This window comes from Carboxylicivirga agarovorans, from assembly GCF_050589845.1.
In the GTDB taxonomy this organism is placed as follows: domain Bacteria; phylum Bacteroidota; class Bacteroidia; order Bacteroidales; family Marinilabiliaceae; genus Carboxylicivirga; species Carboxylicivirga agarovorans.
The window spans coordinates 64,647-83,674 of sequence record NZ_JBNGPA010000002.1 but is presented as its reverse complement, the minus strand read 5'-3'; the positions used below and the strand labels follow the sequence as shown (position 1 = coordinate 83,674).

Here is a 19,028-nt window from a genome sequence, read left to right as displayed (position 1 = left end):
AGACCAGTCTTCATTCAATCAGAGCCAACTTCCCTTCCCCTGCCACAATACTGCATCTTTTTACTCCTGTATTTAAAGAACTTTTGACTGACGATTACCCCGTCGCTCTAATATCTACCATCTTTTTTGATGATGCCGAAAGATTGTACTATTTTTGCACTCCGAAATAGGGTAAAAAACTGATAAATTTATACTTGTGAGCTCAGATTCGAGATACAATCAACGCGGCGTTTCTGCTTCAAAAGAAGATGTACACAACGCCATTAAAAACATTGACAAAGGAGTGTTCCCGCAGGCATTCTGCAAAATTGTTCCTGATATTCTTGGGGGCGATGATGAATATTGTAACATCATGCATGCTGATGGTGCAGGAACCAAGTCATCACTGGCTTATCTCTACTGGAAAGAAACAGGTGATGTATCAGTTTGGAAAGGCATTGCCCAGGATGCCATTATCATGAACGTAGATGACCTGTTGTGCGTTGGTGCAACAGAAAACATTCTTGTATCATCAACCATTGGTCGTAACAAGAATCTGATTCCCGGCGAAGTTATTTCTGCTATTATCAATGGAACAGATGAGTTACTGGCCGAATTGCGTGAAATGGGCATCAGCATTTTCCCGACAGGTGGTGAAACGGCTGATGTGGGTGACCTTGTGAAAACAGTTATTGTTGACAGTACGGTAACCTGTCGAATGAAGCGCAGCGATGTGATCTCTAATCACACCATTCAAGCGGGCGATGTGATTGTTGGTTTGTCTTCATCAGGACAAGCTACATATGAGAAAGAATACAATGGTGGAATGGGAAGTAATGGTTTAACCTCAGCCCGCCACGATGTATTTGCCAAGTACCTTGCCGAAAAATACCCCGAGAGTTTTGACGGTTCTGTGCCTGAAGAACTGGTTTACTCAGGTAACTATAAACTGACCGATAGCGTTAAAGACTCTCCCCTTGATGCAGGTAAGCTGGTGTTGTCACCAACCAGAACCTATGCTCCTGTTATTAAAAAAGTACTGGACGAAATGCGAAGTGATATCCACGGTATGGTTCATTGCTCGGGCGGTGCGCAAACCAAAGTGTTACATTTCGTAGATAACGTTCATGTTATTAAAGATAATTTGTTTGATGTTCCTCCTCTTTTCAAAACGATTCATGAAGAATCGGGTACAGACTGGAAAGAAATGTATAAGGTTTTTAACATGGGGCATCGTTACGAAATATACTTATCTCCTGAAAAGGCTGATAAGGTCATCGAAATTGCCAAATCATTTAACATCGACGCACAAGTTGTTGGCCGTGTAGAAGCGCACGAAGGCAAAAAACTTACCATCGAAAGTGAATTTGGCACCTTCGAATACTAGACACACCGATGTCTTTGTAAATGGTAGGCAAAAAAGCCTCTATCAATTGTTTAATGATTGTCACAATTAAGATATGGCACAACACGATTTACTTGAGAAGCTGGAAGGTCTTCGCTTACGTTTCCTGGAAGTATCAGAACAAATAACCAACCCGGAAGTAATTGCAGACACCAAAAGATATGTAAAGCTCAACAAAGAATACTCAGAGCTTGAGAAGGTTGTTGAAGTTCGTAATGAATTTGAAAACACCCTTAAGAACATTGAATCAACAAAGGAGATGCTCAAAGAGGAGACTGATCCGGAGATGAAAGAGATGGCTAAAATGGAGTTGGACGAATTGGAAGCTAAGCTTCCTGTGATGGAAGAAGAAATTAAAGTTCTTTTAATTCCTGCCGACCCCCAGGATAGTAAAAATGCTGTGCTTGAGATCAGGGCTGGTACAGGTGGTGACGAGGCCAGTATTTTTGCCGGTGAATTAGCACGATTGTATACTAAATACTGCCAAGACAAAGGATGGCGCGTTGAAATAACCAACAGCAACGAAGGTACATCGGGGGGCTATAAAGAAGTCGTAATGAATGTTACCGGAAGCGGAGTGTATGGTATTTTAAAATACGAATCGGGTGTTCACCGTGTGCAGCGTGTTCCTCAAACTGAAACACAAGGTCGCGTTCATACTTCAGCTGCAACTGTTGCTGTACTTCCTGAAGCCGAAGAGTTTGACATTGAACTTAAAACAGAAGATATCCGTAAAGACACCTACTGTGCTTCAGGGCCTGGTGGTCAGTCAGTAAACACTACTTATTCTGCCATCCGACTAACACACATTCCATCAGGTATTGTTGTTACTTGTCAGGATCAGAAATCACAGCTTAAGAACCTGGATAAGGCAATGGCTGAATTACGTACACGTTTGTATAACCTTGAATATCAAAAGTACCTGGACGAGATTTCATCACAGCGTAAGACCATGGTATCTTCAGGTGACCGCTCAGCTAAGATACGTACCTACAACTATCCGCAGGGACGTGTAACCGATCACCGTATCAACCTGACATTATACAACTTACCTGCTATAATGGACGGAGATATTCAGCAGATCATCGATAAACTGATCGTTGAAGAAAACGCTGAACGATTGAAAGCAAGCGAAATGTAATAAGTTTTAAGCAGAAGATTTAATAATAACAAGCTAGTGGCTAATAGCCAGCAGCTAACAGCTAAATAATATGACATCACAAGAGCTTTTTGAAAACATTAAAAAGAAAAAGAGTTTTTTATGTGTTGGCTTAGATACCGACATCAATAAAATACCACGTCACCTGTTAGACACGACTGATCCAATCTTCGCTTTCAACAAGCAGATTATTGATGCAACGCACGATGTAGCCGTAGCTTACAAACCAAATTTAGCTTTTTACGAGAGCTTAGGTGTTAATGGCTGGAATTCTCTGGAGAAAACGGTTAACTACATCAAGTACAATCATCCTGATATTTTCATTATTGCCGATGCCAAAAGAGGTGATATTGGAAATACTTCTGCGATGTATGCAAAAGCATTCTTCGATCACATGGAGTTTGACTCTGTAACTGTTGCTCCGTATATGGGTGAAGATTCAGTAAAACCTTTTCTGACTCATGTTGATAAATGGGTGATTCTTCTTGCTCTTACATCAAATAAAGGAGCATTTGATTTCCAGTTCATGGAAGAGAATGACGAAAAACTTTATGAGAAAGTAATAAAAACAAGTGCCCAATGGGGAACTGAAGAGAACCTGATGTATGTGGTTGGTGCAACTAAAGCAGAAATGTTGGCCGATATACGCAAACTGATTCCTAACCATTTCTTGTTAGTACCAGGTGTAGGTGCTCAGGGAGGTAGTCTGGAAGAAGTTGCTAAAAACGGGATGAACAGCAAATGTGGATTGTTGGTTAACTCCAGTCGCGGTATTATTTATGCAAGCGATGCTGAAGATTTTGCCGCAAAAGCGCGTGAAAATGCGATTGTTGTTCAAAAGGACATGGAAGCCTTATTAAAAAAGCATGGCTTGATATAAACAAGACATCTATAGATATAGGAGAGCCCGAAACATTTATGTTTCGGGCTTTTTGTTTATTCTGAATAGTAAACCTATTTGCGCTTCTTGTCAAAAGAATTAATTTCAGAATCAAAACCACAACCCTATGAACGAAGAATTTTTGCATTATATCTGGCAGCATAAATTGTACAAACCCGAACTATTCACCATCAATGGGGAAAGTGTGGAAGTTATACATCCTGGGACTAAGAACACAGATGGTGGTCCTGACTTTTTTAATGCGAAAATAAAAATTGATGGTACGCTTTGGGCCGGCAATGTAGAAATTCATCAGAACGCAAAAGAATGGTATGAGCATCAACACCACAAGGATTCAGCCTATGACAATGTCATTCTGCATGTGGTGGAGAAAAACTCTTCTACGACTCTTAACTCCAAACAACGAGAAATACCTGTATGCCTTATTGAGATAGGCAAAGAATTACAATTAAAATACCAGCAACTATATTTTAATGAATTATGGATTCCGTGTGCTGATGTGGTTTCAGGCATCAATGAATTTACCCTTCACCAATGGATCGAACGCCTGCTGATCGAGAAACTGGAAGAGAAATCAATCTTAATAGAGGCATTGCTGGAGGAATCAAAAAATAATTGGGACCAGGTCTTCTTCATCTTGTTGTGTCGCAGCTTTGGCTTTGGGATCAATGGTTTACCTTTTGAATTAATGGCACGACAAACTCCTTTTACCACTTTACTTAAACATGCTGATAATCCGTTTCAGGTCGAAGCCTTATTGTTGGGACAAGCAGGCTTTTTAAACGAAGCTATGACAGATCATTATGCAAAAGAACTAAAAAAAGAGTATGTATTTTTAAGTCAAAAGTACCAGCTAAAGGCTATTGACGGGCATATTTGGAAATTCCACCGATTAAGACCTGCCAATTTTCCTACCATTCGTTTAGCACAATTAAGTCAACTTATTGCATCACTAAAAGGATGCTTTGACCCATTGCTCAATTTGAAAAATACCAGTCACCCTTTATTGAACATGCAAATAACGATATCAGACTACTGGAAGGAGCATTACAGATTGAACATGCGGTCTTCCCGTTCATCTGCCAAAACATTAGGAAAACAATCGCGCTTACGGATTATATACAACACAATCATACCTTATCTGTTTATATATTCAGCAAAACACCATGATGAGGAACAAAAAGAGAAAATCATTGATTATCTTTATCAACAACCCGCAGAAAAGAATAAAACAATTGAGAACTGGGCTGCTATTGGTATTTTGTCAAAAAATGAAGCACAGGCACAAGCCCTGCTTCACCTGAAGAAAAACTATTGCAACCACAACAAGTGTTTGACTTGTCATATCGGTCATAAAGTATTATGCAAAGCGTAGAAAACAATACAGTATACCATGATACCATTAGAGCACTGCTAACGGCAGGTGGTTTATTGGTCTTAACTATTGCTATCGGATCAGTGGGATACATGCTCATTGAGAGCTATCGATTTGTTGATGCTGTATACATGACTGTGATCACGATGGCCACGGTTGGTTTTCGCGAAGTTGTGCCTTTAACTGATGGAGGTAAGATTTTTACCGTTTTTCTTATTATTTTTAGCTTAGGAATTTTTGGTTACGTAATCACACAAGTAACCCGTATTATTTTTGAAGGAGTATTACACCAATCATATAAAGCGTATCAATTGAGAAAAAAGATTGTCAAATTAGAAGATCACGTTATTGTGTGCGGCTTTGGTCGTAATGGCTACCAGGCTTGCGTTGAACTGGCTGAACACGGTGAGCAATTCGTCATTGTTGAAAAGCGTGACCATGTTGTATCGCGCATCCTGGAAGATCCAGAACTCTTATATGTGCAAGGAGACGCCAGTTCTGAAGAAGTACTTGATGCTGCACAGATACGAAAAGCCCGTGCTTTGATCACAGCACTTCCTAATGATGCCGACAATATGTTTGTGGTTTTGACAGCTGCTGAAATGAATCCGTCGCTGAAAATAATCAGTCGGGCCAGTGATTTTCGTTCCGACACCAAACTACGCCGCGCCGGTGCTACCAATGTGATTATGCCTGACCGTATAGGAGGACAACGCATGGCTAAACTGGTTACACAACCTGATGTTGTTGAATTCATAGAATACATACTATTACAGCGGTCAAAAGATGTTCAGTTAATGGAGATCGACTGTAATAAACTGGCTGTTGCCAATTACAAGAAGACGATACGGGAATTAAGGCTTCGCGAGAAATCAGGAGCTAATCTGGTTGGTATAAAAACTGCTGAAGGTGCTTATCTGTTTAATCCTTCTCCTGACATAGAAATTACACCGGCTGATAAATTATTTGTACTTGGCTCACCTAATCAGATTGAGCAATTTGAATTAATATTAACCGGCAATGAACAAACCATAAGTAGTTCAGCAAGTATCAGTTAATATTGAATTAAACCATTGTTTGTGTTAATTTTTTATATTGCTAACAACTTTTTTAAGTCAACTAAGTATACATTACAATTGCACTGAATTTGAATATTTGTTAAGCCATGTTAAAATTTGGTTCGCTTTTTGATATACAATTCCGTGTAAAATAAAATTAGAAACCCAAATACTTATATTATGAATACAAAAAGATTTTTTGGAGCAGCTATTTTAACACTGGTTGTTTTAGTAAGTTTCAACGCCTGTAAATCTAAGGAAAAGGTTAGCACTAATGCTGAAGTAGGAACAATCCTTGAAGATATGCCTTGTGAAGATAAAGGCCGGTCAGATAAAAATTATTTCCGTGCCAGTGCTATGGCTACCAGTTCTGACTTGAGTTTAGCTGAAGAAAAAGCACTTCTTAATGCCAAACAAAGATTAGTAACCCTGATCAGTTCAAGCACAAAATCAGTAACTGACAGGTATGTGAATGAGCGCGAATTTGGTGATGCATCAGAATTTGAAGCCAAGTTTGAGAATCTTACACGTGAAGTTGCCGATGAAACCATTACAAATGTTGTGGTAGCCTGTCAGAAAAAAAGCGTATTACCCAATGGCAAATACAGAGGCTTTGTAGCTGTGGAAGTTAGTAAGGAAGATATTCTTAATGGCATCAGTAACAAGATGAGTAGCAACCAAAAACTTCAGGTTGACTATGACAAAGCTAAATTTGAAGAGATCTTCAACCAGGAAATGCAAAAAATGGCTGAAGAGCGTGGTTACTAGAAAAAACATCTTGAATTAGACTCAACAACATCTGTTTGATTCAGGACAATACTATAAAAAGCAGGTTGACATTGGTCGGCCTGTTTTTTTTTGTAAAAAACTAATAACCATTCTCTTGTTACAATGAAATTTATATCTATCTTTGCACCCGCAAAATATATTTAAATAAAGTATTATGTACTTAACAAAAGAGAAAAAGCAAGAAATCTTCGAAAAGTACGGAAAGTCGAATACTGATACTGGTTCTACTGAAGGCCAGATTGCATTATTTTCATACCGTATTTCTCATTTGACTGAACACCTTAAGTCAAATCGTAAAGATTATAGCACGCAGCATGCGTTGATTAAATTAGTAGGTAAGCGTCGTAGCTTATTAGACTATTTAAAGAAAAAAGATATCGTAAGATATCGTTCTCTTATTGCAGACTTAGGTATTCGTAAGTAAGCAATTAAGCAAAGCATTCAGAAGGCAATTACCGCAGGTAGTTGCCTTCTTTTTTTTGGATACTTTCTTCAAACTCCCTCCTAAATTTACCATTTTGCTTAATTTATTGAGACTAAATATAAAACAAACCCTTTCTTTTTTATCGTAATCAAAGTTTAATACATATCTTTGGCGGTGATAAAAGAAGGATAAAAAAGAATAAAAAATTGTCATGATTGAACCATTTGAAAAAGTTATTGAACTGGGTGATGGCAGAACAATTACCATTGAAACAGGTAAGTTAGCGAAACAAGCTGACGGCTCGGTAGTTGTAAAAATGGGTAATACCTATTTATTAGCGACGGTTGTTTCTGCAAAAGACGCGAAACCTGATGTGGATTTTATGCCACTAACCGTTGAGTACAAAGAGAAATACGCGGCTGTTGGACGTTTCCCTGGTGGATTTCAGAAAAGAGAAGCGCGTCCATCTGATTACGAAATATTAGTTTCTCGCCTAATTGACCGTGCTTTACGTCCACTTTTCCCGGACGATTACCATGCAGATACATTTGTTACTGTAAATCTTATTTCGGCTGACGCAGAGGTTTTACCTGATCAGCTGGCCGGTTTAGCAGCTTCTGCTTGTTTGGCTGTTTCGGACATTCCGTTTAACGGTCCTATCTCTGAAGTACGAGTTGCACGTGTTGACGGCGAATTGTTAGTTAACCCTACAGCTACACAGTTAGCTGAAGCTGACATGGACATTATTGTAGCAGCTACCATGGAAAATATTATGATGGTAGAAGGTGAAATGTCTGAAGTTTCAGAAACTGAGTTGTTAGAGGCAATGAAGGTGGCTCATGATGCTATCAAAGTACAGTGCCAGGCTCAAATCGAGATGATGGAAGCTCTTGGTAAGACTGAGAAGCGTGAGTATTGCCACGAAGAGAACGATGAGGAGCTTGAAAAGAAAGTATGGGAAGCTACATACGATAAAGCATATGCAGTTGCAAAATCAGCCAATCCAAACAAGCACGAGCGCATCGATGCATTCGGAGCTATTTGTGAAGAGTTTATAGCTGAAAACTACCCTGAAGATTCTGAGGAAGAAGCTCCTGAGGGATTGATCAAGAAATATTACCACGACGTTGAAAAAGAGGCTGTTCGCAAGGTTGTTCTTGACGAGAAAGTACGTTTGGACGGTCGTAAAACTGATGAAATCCGTCATATCTGGAGTGAAGTAGACTATTTGCCGGGACCTCATGGTTCAGCAGTATTTACACGTGGAGAAACGCAGTCATTAACAACTGTAACACTGGGTACCAAGTTAGACGAGAAGTTGATTGACGATGTCATGAACAAAAGCTATGAGCGCTTCTTGTTACACTACAACTTCCCTCCATTCTCAACAGGTGATGCACGCCCTGCGCGCGGTATCAGCCGTCGTGAGATTGGTCATGGAAACCTGGCTTTCCGCGCATTGAAACGCATGCTACCTGAAGACTATGCCTATACTGTTCGTATAGTTTCTGATATTCTTGAATCAAACGGTTCATCATCAATGGCAACTGTTTGTGCAGGTACTTTAGCTCTTATGGATGCTGGTGTTCCTGTTAAGAAAGCTGTTTCAGGTATTGCAATGGGTCTGATTACCGATAAGGAATCTGGTAAATTCGCTGTACTTTCAGATATTTTAGGTGATGAGGACCACCTTGGTGACATGGACTTTAAAGTAACCGGTACACGTGATGGTATTACCGCTACCCAAATGGATATTAAGGTTGATGGTTTATCATACGAAGTTCTGGAACAAGCCTTAAATCAAGCTAAAGCAGGACGCTTGCATATCCTTGACAAAATTGAGGAGACCATTACTGAACCACGTGAAGATTACAAACCACATGCTCCGCGTATCATCAGCTTCGATATTCCTAAGGATATGATCGGTTCTGTGATCGGCCCTGGTGGTAAGATCATTCAGGAAATTCAGGCTACTACTGATACTGTTATAACAATTGAAGAAGAAGGGGATGTAGGTCACGTAGCTATTTCTGCTTCAAACAAAGATTCAATTGATGCAGCTACTGCTAAAGTAAAAGCTATCGTAGCGGTTCCTGAAGTTGGCGAAGTCTACCGTGGAAAAGTGAAGTCGATCGTTCCATTTGGTGCTTTCGTTGAAATTCTTCCTGGTAAAGATGGTCTGTTACACATCTCTGAAATTGAGTGGAGAAGACTTGAAAAAGTAGAGGATGCACTTAAGGAAGGTGAAGAAGTTGAGGTGAAGTTAATTGAGGTCGATCAACGATCAGGTAAACTGAAGCTTTCGCGTAAGGTATTATTACCAAGACCTGAGCGCAAAGAGAAGCCTAAAAAAGACTAAGTATCAACTCATATATTTAGCCAAGGCCTGCTCAATGAGCAGGCCTTTTTTGTTCCACCCGATATTTTTCATATTTTACATCCAGGAAAACACCCAAGCAATACACAATGAAGCAAGAAGAAGCATTTGATTTGCTCAACGACCAGCTTAAAGACATTCCAAAGGCAGAAATACGATCACTAAGCCTGGCCGTATTACCACGTTTAATGAATGTTCTTGATAATAATATGGCTAAGTGCACCCATTGCAAAAAATTCAGCAATGAAGGGGAAGCTTTTGTTGCCAATATTCGTCCCTTATTTAAGCAGGACATAGCTACCATTAAAAGATTCGATCAGTGGGCCGAAGAAACACAGAAACATCTCAAGCACACACACCAACAACACGTTAAAGGTCGCATAACATCATCATTCACCACTATTGGAATGCTTTGTGGAGTATCTTTAGGTCTTTTGGCCTCGCTTGTAAACGGAACAGAAATGATGATTGCCAATGCCAGTATAGGTTGGGCCTTCGGAATGCTGATCGGCTATTCAGGTGGTAAATTAAAAGAGAATAAGCTCAAGCTAAAAAACAAGCTCTATTAACACACCACTAAGAACTGTTTATCTGCTCCTTAGCGCCTATTTAATCATCTTATATTACCAATGAGGTACGCTCAGTAAACAATGCAAAATAAAGCCAATAATCCTTCTTAAGTAAGATAATACTGTGGGAAACAAGGTAAAATTTGAGTTAAAAAAAAGGCAACAATGGTCTATGGATTCATGAAAAAAAACCTTTCGAAACCTGTTTTGCAGGGGAGATAAACAGGGATCAACATTTGACCAAAATTGCATTCTGTAAAGATTAATCTTATGTTTTTGATGATTAAACTGTATATTTTCCTTTATTTCTTTATCTTTAATGGTCGATAACGTCAAATAATGACTTATCTCTATTTAATTTTTTAAAAACATTTTTAATTTTGCAGGAGACACTGTAGAATAAAGTCAAAAACAAATAATTGGGTAAACATTATGAAAAGAATTAGAATTTCTCTAATTGCATCTCTAGCCGTAGCAGCGTTATTAGCAAGCTGTTCTGGTTTAGACAAAATGAACAAAGGTGCTAAAGACGTTAGTTATTCAGTCAATCCTCCAGTATTAGAAGCACACGCAGGACAAGTTGATCTTGATGTGACAGTTCAGTTTCCTGAAAAATACTTCGACAAAAACGTAAGCATTGAAGCAACTCCTGTATTAGTATACGAAGGAGGAGAAACTGCTTTCCCTTCTTACCGCGTGCAAGGTGAAAATGTTGACGGTAACGACAAAGTTATTTCTAACGCAACAGGTGGTACATTCACTTACAGCAACTCTGTTCCTTACAATGAGAACATGAGAGTTTCTGACCTTGTTGTTCGTATCAAAGCAACTAAAGGTTCAACAACTAAAGATTTTGAAGATTACAAAATTGCTGATGGTGTTATCTCAACTTCAGAATTAGTAGCTGATCAAGGTGCTAAAGCTGCTATCGGTGATGATGCTTTCCAAAGAATCATTGCTAACGCAAAAACAGCTGACCTTTTCTTCCTTATCCAGCAGTCTAACATTCGTGGTTCTGAATTAAGAAAAGAAGACATCGCTGCTTTAAAAGAGTACATGAAAGAAATTCAGGGTGCTGAAAACATCAACTTCAAAGGTGTTGATATTTCTGCTTATGCTTCTCCAGACGGACCAGCTGACTTAAACAGCAAATTAGCAACTCGTCGTGAGAAAGTAGCTAAAGACTATATCACACGCGAAATGAAGAAAGCTAAAGTAGAAGGTGGTACTGATGATGCAATGTACACTTTGAAAAATACTCCAGAAGACTGGGAAGGATTCCAGGAATTAATGACAAAATCTGATATTCAGGACAAAGAACTGATCTTACGTGTTCTTTCTATGTACAGTGATCCTGAAGTACGCGAGCGTGAAATCAAGAATATGTCAGAAACTTTCAGTGTAATTGCTGACGAAATTCTTCCTCAATTACGTCGTTCTCAAATGTCTATCAATGCTGAAGTTATTGGTAAGAGCGATGAAGAAATTAAGGAATTAGCTGCCAGCAACCCAAGCGAATTGAACTTAGAAGAAATTCTTTATGCCGCTACTTTAACTGAAGACTTAGATGAGCAATTAAGAATTTACAAAGAAGCTGCTTCTAAACACGCTAAGTGCTGGAGAGCTCAAAACAACATTGGTTGTGTTCTTTATGCTAAAGGTGATATCGCTGGTGCTAAAGCTGCTTTCGAAAAAGCTAACAGCCTTAAAAGTGGTGTTGCTGAAGTAAACAACAACTTAGGTGTTATTGCTCTTCGCGAAGGTGATGTTGCTAAAGCTGAAGAGTATTTCGGTGCTGCTGCTGGTGCTGGTGCTGAGCTTGACAACAACTTAGGTATTGTTTCAATCCACAAAGGTGATTATGATGCTGCTATCCGTTACTTTGGTAATAGCACAAGCTGTAACGCTGCTTTAGCTAAGATCTTAGCTACTAAGTACGATGCTGCTTTGTCTACTATCAACGCTAACACAATGGAAGTAGGTTTCAAATACTACTTAAAAGCAATTGTTGGTGCAAGAACTGCTGAGAATGACATGATGTTTGACAGCTTACGTAAAGCTTGTGAACTTGATGCTAAATTCAAGACTGCTGCTGCTTCAGACATGGAATTTGCTAAATTCTTCGAAGATGCAACTTTCAAGTCTATTATTCAGTAATCAATAATACGACATATAAAAAAAGGGTGAATCGTTTGATTCACCCTTTTTTTATATCCTTAAAACCCGAAGTATACAGGTTAAACAATAAACTAAGCTCTAAGCCATCTTACGAAACAGCTCCCACAATGCTATCCCGGCGCTAACCGATACATTGAATGAATGCTTGGTACCATACTGAGGAATTTCAAGGCAAACATCGCTGATATTAACCACCTTTTGCTGAACACCCTTGACCTCATTACCTAAAACCAAAGCGACCTTCTCTCCCCTTCGGGGCTGAAAATCGATAAGGGACGTACTGTTCTCCACCTGCTCCAGACTACAAATCGTATATCCGGCTTCTTTCAATTGAGCGATAGCATCCTCTGTTTGCTCTTCATACGACCAATCCATTGATTCTTCTGCACCCAATGCCGTTTTATGTATTTCCTTATTGGGAGGAGTCGCAGTAATTCCACACAAAATTATTTTTTCAACCTTTAAGGCGTCTGATGTTCTGAAAACCGAACCAACATTATTTAGACTCCTGATGTTATCCATCACAACAGTAATGGGCATTTTATCACTGTTTTTGAACTCTTCAACGCTCAAACGATTCAGCTCACTTGTTCTTAATTTTCTCATTCATGGTAATTTTGACAACAAAAATAGCACTATTCCTGTTTTTATATGTAATTGAATAATAATCGTACCCTTTAATGAAATATTAAATCCTAAAGAATATGAATATACACGAATATCAAGGAAAGGAGATACTTAAATCATTCGGCGTAGCTATACAAGAAGGAATTGTTGCTGAAACACCTGAAAAAGCTGTTGAGGCAGCCAAACAACTCAAAGAGGAAACCGGCACAGGCTGGTGGGTTGTAAAAGCGCAGATCCATGCAGGTGGCCGCGGAAAAGGCGGAGGTGTAAAACTTGCCAAATCATTGGACGAAGTTAAAGAAAGAGCTACTGACATCATTGGCATGAACCTGGTTACACACCAAACCGGTCCGGAAGGAAAATTAGTCAGCAAAGTACTGATTGCCCAGGATGTATACTATCCGGGAGAAAGTGAAACAGATGAATATTACATGAGTGTTTTACTGAACCGCTCGACAGGCAAAAATATAATCATGTACTCCACTGAAGGAGGAATGGACATTGAAGAAGTTGCTGAAAAAACGCCTCACCTCATCCATAAGGAAGAAGTAGAACCGGGTGTTGGCCTTCAGGCATTCCAGGCAAGGAAAATTGCTTTTAATCTTGGCTTGTCAGGAAAAGCATTTAAAGAAATGACCAAATTCGTTGATGCCTTATACAAAGCTTATGTGGCAACCGATTCATCCATGTTTGAGATTAATCCGGTTTTAAAGACATCAGACAATAAGATCTTAGCTGTTGATGCAAAAGTTAACCTTGATGACAATGCATTATTCCGTCACCCTGATTATGCTGCTATGCGTGACCTGAGTGAAGAAGATCCATCGGAAACTGAAGCAAGCAAAAGCAACCTTAACTTTGTGAAGCTTGACGGTAATGTTGGATGTATGGTGAACGGAGCAGGACTGGCAATGGCTACTATGGATATTATCAAGTTATCAGGTGGTGATCCGGCCAACTTCCTTGATGTTGGTGGTGGTGCCAATGCAACAACTGTTGAGGCCGGTCTTAAAATCATTCTGAACGATCCTAATGTAAAAGCTATACTGATCAATATTTTTGGTGGTATTGTTCGCTGCGACAGAGTGGCCAACGGTGTTGTTGAAGCTTATAAAAACATTGGTGAGATCAACATACCTATTATCGTTCGCCTGCAAGGAACCAATGCTGAAGGTGGCAAGAAGATCATTGATGAATCAGGATTGAAAGTATACTCGGCTATAACGCTTAAGGAAGCCTCTGACCTGGTACAACAAATTGTAAATTAAAACCCGTCAACAAAATAAAGAAAGCGGGATTGTTTACATGAACAATCCCGCTTTAATATATCTGCTTTAGTAATATTACCACTTAACCGGTTTGCGACGCACAGGCATACTCATACAACGAGCACCCCCTCCTCCTCGCGACAGTTCTGAACCTCCTATGGTAACCACATATTTTTCATAGTCCTTTAGATCAACAGTGCCACTAATAACATCGTTGGCTTTAATTATTTCAAAACCATTCTTATTCATTTCTTCCATGGTGTAAACGTTGCGCGCATACCCTAATACCTTTCCAGGGCCCATGGCAAAAAAGTTAGCTCCACTGTGCCACTGCTCACGTTCCTGCGTCCAGATATCACTTGAGCCACCACAACAGATCGGTTTCATATCCATACCCAAATCCTTAAGGCAGGTAACCAGGTTTTCTTTTTTCTCAATAGAAGCAACCTCACCGTTATCAACCGTAATTAATATAGTGCTGTAGCGGCTATCTTTCATAATTAACGGCTCATACACCATACAGGCATCCTTATCAAGGAAAGTAAACACCATGTCTAAATGGATGAATGACTCAGGCGTATCCGGTAATTGCTGCACCACCACGTAATGACGGTCTTTCTTTTGCTTTAGCTGATTGATGATAAAATCAATTCCCTGGGAAGAGGTACGGGCACTGTTACCGATCACTAATACATCTTCACGGGCAATTTGCACATCACCACCTTCGATCATTGTTTCTGCTCCTACATTATAGAAGTTAAGCGGATTGACCGTTTGTGTTTTGAAACGGGCCGAATGGTTAAAGATCGCCTCCATTACTATTGCTTCACGCTCACGTACTTTGTTAGCCATTTTTGATATCAGTACCTTATCGTACATGGTAACACTGGCGTCGCGCGTAAAGAAAAAGTTATGCAATGGTCGCAATGAGTAACGATCATCTGATAAGAAAGTAGTTAATGAATCTGTTTTCAGGCTTACTCCTTCAATGAGCTGACGGGCTAGCTCAGGTGCAGGTAGCTCAAGCAGATCTTCCTTAATATTCAATACCTGTTCGTAAGTACAGATCTTTTCGATCAGGCTAAGTTTAATTTTGGGCTGTTCCAATATCTCGGCCAGTAAATCTTTAACCTGGTATGTCTGTGTTACTTTTTCCAGAACGCCTGAAAATTGCTTGTATTCATCAACAGCAACTGATAAGTTCAGAATATCACTATATAATGCACGCTCTGCATTTGAGGGCGTCATATTCTCAACCTCTTTACCCGGCGTGTGTAAGATCACACCTTCCAGTTCCCCAATTTCGGAGAACACACCGGTATCTACAGTTTTTATCATGGACTACTTGGTTTAAATTTTATTTGGTTTCTTCTTCGACGCAAATTTAAAAACCATAAGCAATTAAAAAAATGATTGAATGCACTTCTTTAAATAATTAAGCATTAGTGAGTAATGCATAAAAATACAATCTATTGAATATTTACTCATTCATTAACCTAGAGCGAATGAAAAACCAAGTTTAGCCGGTAACGGTAACTCCTCTTTGACCTTATTTTTATCCCATTTTTCAAACAGGGCTTGTTGATAGGTTTTAGCCCGGTCTTTATCATTTATAAAAACGGCAGCTAATAGCTTATCATCTTCATAATACATAAAGCGATGTATATCACCATCTTTTTCTTCAACCACCTCATACTGTCCCGGCACCAGCAAGTCGTAAGCTGCTGAAAACATAAACAATCCGAACACCTCCGTTTTTAAGCGATAAGGAGGAAGTGAATGCGGTTGAGGAGTTCCCAGCACATTAAGCGCTGCCAGTTTGCCCTGGTGTTCGGCAGCATGCCATAAACCCGTAACAACACCCCGGTTATGTTGAGCCACATCGCCCGCCGCCAGAATATCCTTATCTGATGTTTGCAGGTACTCATTAACAACGATACCACGTTCCACTTTCAGGTCGGCCTTAACAGCCAGATCAACATTAGGTATAGCTCCAGTGCAGGCAATCACAGCATCAAACTCCAGCTCCTGCCCTAAAATAGTTGTACAATAGCCCACACCTTTCTTACGAACAGATGATACAGACACACCTGAGAAAAGCTTAAGATCTCTTGCCAGCATTTTTTCAAGCAAAACGTTAAGCAAACTTTCGGGAAACAGTTTTTGTAAAGGCTGCTTCATGCGGCTGGCCAAAATAACCTGCTTTCCTTTTCTGATTAACTGATCGGCTGTTTCAACACCCTCAACACCACCACCAATGATCAAAAAACGCTCCTTATCAGCACAAGCCTCAAGTACCTGGTCAACATCATAGGCATTTTGTACTTTATGGATCTCCTGTTGCTCAATACCACTGAGTTTAGGAACCACAGATGCGGCACCGGTGGCCAGTAGCAGTTTTCCGTAGCTAAATACCTGCCCTGACTTGGTGCTGATCATCTTTTCTGCACTGTCAATGTTGATTACCCTGTCAAACAGCAAGGTCACATCATTATCCATGTACCATTGTTCATCGGCTATTTTAAACTCATCCTTATCAAAACCGCGCACCATGTTTTTATTGATCTTGGTGCGCTTATATGGCAAGCGATCTTCACCATGCACCAGCAGTATCTTCCGTTTATCACCATTCTCACGAAGGGTGCGGATAAAACTGATGGATGCTATACTTGCTCCTATCGCTATAATTGGATAGTTCTGAAAACTCATATCTTACTTTTTTAATACAATAATTAAAAATGATAATTAATATCTTTGCAATTCTTAATGATTATAACAATCCGAACCTGTTTGGGTTGAATACTATTATAAAGAATGAAAAAAAGACGGATACTAATCTTCCCTTTATTACTCATTAGCTTGTTGGCAAGTGCCCAGCAACATTTTGATTTTAACCTGTTCAATGGTTCAGGTGAACTTCGTTTAATATATGTGCAACGGCATCGGCTTAACGACAAGTACACCCTGAACATCGATGCAGGCTCTTATTTAGGTTTAGGAAATAACATATGGACAAGGTGGGGATTCAGAGGTAATATCAGTCGAAAGATCAACGATTTCTATAGTTATGATCTTGGTTTCATGTATAACCGTATTCATTACAAGGATGATATATTAAATGATGATATCGCTGAAGAAGTTGATGTGACCCGTCATGAATACCGGCCTCATCAGGCCTTTCACATCAGTTATCCCAGGTTTCAGGCTTCATCATTAAAACACCGCTTTCGCCTTGAGGAGCGCATGTTTACACATGTGCATAACGATGTACGCGATTTTAAGATACGCTTGCGTTACCGTATCCTGCATCAGGGTCGATTTGACGGAAAGCCCATCGCACCCAAGTCGTTTTTTTACCGCACATTTGCAGAGTTTAATTTTAATATATACCAGGAAGCTGAAGATGTTTTTTGGGTACGTGGCCGATACTGCGCGGGATTGGGTTATCAGTTCAATTCAAAGCTGAGTGCTGACACCAATTACTATTTAGAGCACACAAAAGTGGCCAGGGGCGTTGATCAGGTTGTGACTCATATTTTTCAGGTCACTTTGCGACAAACCTTATATTGGAACCAATAAAATCCTTTAAGAACCCGTTTATAAAAAAATGCTGTATTTTTAGCCTTAAACTTAATAAGTATGCATCAACCAGGCACATCAAAAGCAATAAGCAAGTTTTTACTTCACATTCATCCGCCAAGAGTCAATGCCCATGCCATTAAATATACCCGTACATTCGGGCTGGGAGGTATTGCAGCTCTTTTGTTTGTGTTGCTGTTCATTACCGGTATGTTGCTTCGTTTTATATATGTTCCTTCTGAAAAAGGAGCCTATGATTCTATCATTTATTTAAAGGAAAATGTGCTGTTTGGTGAGCTTTTACGAAACATGCACTACTGGAGCGGCATGTTATTGGTTATTGTCTCATTCCTTCATGTTGTAAGGGTATTTTACAGCCAATCCATTTACTATGAGCGAAGAAAAAACTGGATATACGGACTGGTTTTAATGTTTTTAGTGATCATGTCCAATTTCACAGGCTACCTCCTGCCATGGGATCAGCTTGCTTACTGGGCCGTTACCATTATGACCAACATGCTCAGTTATATTCCTGTTATTGGTGAGTCGTTGGCATCACTTGTGCGCGGAGGCACAGAAGTGAACGAAGGTACTCTCTTACGTTTCTATCATTTTCATACCGGGCTTTTACCACTTTTAATGGTATTTGTAATGAGCATTCATTTTTGGCTGGTACGCAAAGCCAAGGGTGTTGCCGTCCCCGCTTCATCAGAAAAGGAAATGGTTAAAACAAATCCCGAACTGGTTTATAAAGAAATTGTAGTTGCCCTTTCACTTATATTATTACTCATTGTATTCTCAATGGCTGTTGATGCTCCTTTACTTGATAAGGCCAATCCTTTGGTGAGTCCAAATCCAAGTAAAGCTCCCTGGTATTTTATGGGATTTCAGGAGCTATTACTTCACATGCATCCCGGGTTTGGTATATTTATAGTGCCTGTTATAGTTACAGCTTTTCTTGTCTACATACCATATATTAAAGACACAAAGGTCAATACCGGTGTTTGGTTTAACTCGGCCGTTGGCAAGAAGATCACGATTTGGTCGGCCATATATGCCATTGTTTTTACAATGCTTATCATTGTAGGTACTGAGTATGTTTTGACCTTCCAGCAATGGATGCCAGACTGGCCGGTATTGATAACGACAGGTTTATTTCCGATTGTATTATATGTTGTGCCAACCTATGGTTTTATGTTCTTTGCAAAAAATCATTTGAAAGCCGGTAAAATTGAGATGATAATGGCACTTGTCACCATATTACTGACTGGCTACCTGGTGATGACATTTGTTGGAAGTTTACTAAGAGGAGAAGGCATGCATTTATTTGCATAAAACAC

General features: G+C 39.6%; 16 protein-coding genes. 13 read left to right on the top strand and 3 right to left on the bottom strand.

The annotated features are described in order from the left end of the window. Nucleotides 1–196 precede the first annotated feature (196 nt). The 10 genes from ACRD69_RS02515 to ACRD69_RS02470 all read left to right on the top strand — a co-directional run bounded on the left by ACRD69_RS02515 (nt 197) and on the right by ACRD69_RS02470 (nt 12,193). Complete coding sequence (locus tag ACRD69_RS02515) at nt 197–1,366, top strand: AIR synthase related protein (RefSeq protein WP_430813490.1); 1,170 nt, start codon at nt 197–199, stop codon at nt 1,364–1,366. Between the two features lie 73 nt (nt 1,367–1,439). Further along, nucleotides 1,440–2,525, top strand: coding sequence for a peptide chain release factor 1 (gene prfA, locus ACRD69_RS02510; RefSeq protein WP_430813489.1), 1,086 nt, complete (start codon nt 1,440–1,442; stop codon nt 2,523–2,525). 70 nt (nt 2,526–2,595) lie between these two features. Beyond that, nucleotides 2,596–3,423, top strand: a complete 828-nt coding sequence (gene pyrF, locus ACRD69_RS02505) for an orotidine-5'-phosphate decarboxylase (RefSeq protein WP_430813488.1) — start codon at nt 2,596–2,598, stop codon at nt 3,421–3,423. Nucleotides 3,424–3,550: 127 nt separating this feature from the next. After that, nucleotides 3,551–4,819, top strand: coding sequence for a DUF2851 family protein (locus ACRD69_RS02500; RefSeq protein ID WP_430813487.1), 1,269 nt, complete (start codon nt 3,551–3,553; stop codon nt 4,817–4,819). Beyond that, nucleotides 4,807–5,877: a potassium channel family protein gene (locus ACRD69_RS02495; RefSeq protein WP_430813486.1), complete on the top strand. Its 1,071-nt coding sequence runs from the start codon at nt 4,807–4,809 to the stop codon at nt 5,875–5,877. Before ACRD69_RS02500 ends, ACRD69_RS02495 begins: the two co-directional genes overlap by 13 nt. 180 nt (nt 5,878–6,057) lie before the next feature. Then, the gene (locus tag ACRD69_RS02490) at nt 6,058–6,645 is read left to right on the top strand and encodes a hypothetical protein (protein WP_430813485.1); all 588 of its coding nucleotides are present in this window, start codon (nt 6,058–6,060) and stop codon (nt 6,643–6,645) included. A gap of 175 nt (nt 6,646–6,820) precedes the next feature. Next, the gene (gene rpsO / locus ACRD69_RS02485) at nt 6,821–7,090 is read left to right on the top strand and encodes a 30S ribosomal protein S15 (RefSeq protein WP_430813484.1); all 270 of its coding nucleotides are present in this window, start codon (nt 6,821–6,823) and stop codon (nt 7,088–7,090) included. A 211-nt stretch (nt 7,091–7,301) separates the two neighbouring features. Then, a complete protein-coding gene (pnp, locus tag ACRD69_RS02480) occupies nt 7,302–9,449 on the top strand; it encodes a polyribonucleotide nucleotidyltransferase (RefSeq protein WP_430813483.1) in 2,148 nt (715 codons plus the stop codon). Between the two features lie 107 nt (nt 9,450–9,556). Continuing rightward, the gene (locus ACRD69_RS02475; RefSeq protein ID WP_430813482.1) at nt 9,557–10,036 is read left to right on the top strand and encodes a hypothetical protein; all 480 of its coding nucleotides are present in this window, start codon (nt 9,557–9,559) and stop codon (nt 10,034–10,036) included. A gap of 432 nt (nt 10,037–10,468) precedes the next feature. Beyond that, nucleotides 10,469–12,193: a hypothetical protein gene (locus tag ACRD69_RS02470; protein ID WP_430813481.1), complete on the top strand. Its 1,725-nt coding sequence runs from the start codon at nt 10,469–10,471 to the stop codon at nt 12,191–12,193. 99 nt (nt 12,194–12,292) lie between these two features. Here ACRD69_RS02470 and ACRD69_RS02465 read toward each other — a convergent pair whose 3' ends face one another. Next, nucleotides 12,293–12,820: an RNA methyltransferase gene (locus ACRD69_RS02465; RefSeq protein ID WP_430813480.1), complete on the bottom strand. Its 528-nt coding sequence runs from the start codon at nt 12,818–12,820 to the stop codon at nt 12,293–12,295. A gap of 98 nt (nt 12,821–12,918) precedes the next feature. Between ACRD69_RS02465 and sucC the strand changes: the two genes are divergently transcribed. After that, nucleotides 12,919–14,109 carry an ADP-forming succinate--CoA ligase subunit beta gene (gene sucC, locus ACRD69_RS02460; RefSeq protein WP_430813479.1) on the top strand — a complete coding sequence of 397 codons (1,191 nt, stop codon included), beginning with the start codon at nt 12,919–12,921 and terminating at the stop codon, nt 14,107–14,109. Between the two features lie 75 nt (nt 14,110–14,184). On the opposite strand, the gene ACRD69_RS02455 is transcribed toward sucC, so the two are convergent. Continuing rightward, nucleotides 14,185–15,447, bottom strand: coding sequence for an arginine deiminase (locus ACRD69_RS02455; RefSeq protein ID WP_430813478.1), 1,263 nt, complete (start codon nt 15,445–15,447; stop codon nt 14,185–14,187). 153 nt (nt 15,448–15,600) lie between these two features. Beyond that, entirely contained in the window at nt 15,601–16,818 is a 1,218-nt protein-coding gene (locus tag ACRD69_RS02450) for an NAD(P)/FAD-dependent oxidoreductase (protein ID WP_430813477.1), read from the bottom strand. A 105-nt stretch (nt 16,819–16,923) separates the two neighbouring features. Between ACRD69_RS02450 and ACRD69_RS02445 the strand changes: the two genes are divergently transcribed. Further along, the gene (locus ACRD69_RS02445; RefSeq protein ID WP_430813476.1) at nt 16,924–17,688 is read left to right on the top strand and encodes a DUF2490 domain-containing protein; all 765 of its coding nucleotides are present in this window, start codon (nt 16,924–16,926) and stop codon (nt 17,686–17,688) included. Between the two features lie 60 nt (nt 17,689–17,748). Then, nucleotides 17,749–19,023, top strand: coding sequence for a cytochrome b N-terminal domain-containing protein (locus tag ACRD69_RS02440; protein WP_430813475.1), 1,275 nt, complete (start codon nt 17,749–17,751; stop codon nt 19,021–19,023). Nucleotides 19,024–19,028 lie beyond the last annotated feature (5 nt).